Here is a 1,215-nt window from a genome sequence, read left to right as displayed (position 1 = left end):
TTTTGGAACATAATTGGCAAAAAGACATTGTATCTCCAGCATATTCAAGGAGATAAAACATGGAAACTCGCATTCCTGAAGACACACCATTCGATACGAATTTTCTAGGAGAAACATCTCTAGAAGAAAAGTATCCATTCTTTCACACACCCATTTCATGGTCCGCAATCTTTGCGGGATTGGTGACAGCCCTTGCCACCTCAATCTGCCTCTCTTTTCTGGTAGCAGCTTTAGGCTTAAGCCAAATGGATTTCACCTCTTCAACCCCATTTGAAGGCTCTTTCCTCTCCTTTGGCGTGGGTTCTATTATCGTTACACTGATTAGCCTAGCCTTAGGAGGCTTTGTAGCTGGACGTTTTGCTGAATCGTCAGGGACGCTTCATGGCTTTCTCACTTGGGCTCTCATAACATTGCTAATGACCCTCCAAGCCATCCACGTGGTTTCTAGTACAGCAAAGATAGGAGCTAAAACTGCTCTCGAAAACAGCTCCATGGTCCAACAAACCGTAGACAGCCTCAAAACCAATATTTCCCCCATACTTGCAAAATTAAACAGCGAAAGTCTTGAAAAGTTTTTTGCAAAAAACAGTGACAATGGTATCAATTTTGACCAACTTGGTAGTGAATTGCGCACCCTTCTCAATAAAAGCGACATTCCTGCTCTCAACCCTGATCGCTTGAAACAAACCTATCAAGCAGCACTCAACGATATTGGTTCTGCGATCACAGCTTTCAAAAATGATCCTTCTCACTATCGCACCACTTTAAAAAATCTTGGTGAGCGCCTGTCTGATCGTGTAGAAGATCTCACGACAAAATTTGATCGAAGTGATATCATCGAAGCCCTCATAAAAGATGGCATGACCCGTTCGGACGCACAAACAGCAGTAAACCGTGCCGTTCAACTCTATCAAAGCGCCGAGGAAAAAACCGAAAAAGCCATCAAAGCCCTTGAAGAACAGGCAGAAACACTCTCGGACAAACTTGAGGATACGATCAAGGGAGTAAAAAACACTGCGACTAAAGCTACAAAAGCAGCCTCCAATATGGGATGGTGGGGCTTTTTAGGAAGTCTGGTAGGCGCCATTGTTTCCAGTGTTTTTGGTTATTATGGTTATAGAAGCCGTAAGGATACTTTCATGCTTTAAAACTTCTACCTCTAAAGCAAACACATAAAAAGCTGCACACATGATGCAGCTTTTTTTGCAAAATTTC

The 1,215-nt window shown here is 42.8% G+C and carries 1 protein-coding gene; it reads left to right on the top strand.

Annotated features, from left to right (window positions below; genetic code table 11):
• Nucleotides 1-59: 59 nt before the first annotated feature.
• On the top strand, nucleotides 60-1,148 hold the full coding sequence (locus tag ACFIKD_RS09475) for a DUF3792 domain-containing protein (protein WP_375647911.1): 1,089 nt from the start codon (nucleotides 60-62) through the stop codon (nucleotides 1,146-1,148).
• Nucleotides 1,149-1,215: the final 67 nt, after the last annotated feature.

This window comes from Bartonella sp. CR84HXZ, assembly GCF_042194535.1.
Lineage (GTDB): Bacteria > Pseudomonadota > Alphaproteobacteria > Rhizobiales > Rhizobiaceae > Bartonella > Bartonella grahamii.
This window is presented reverse-complemented; position numbering and strand designations above follow the sequence as displayed.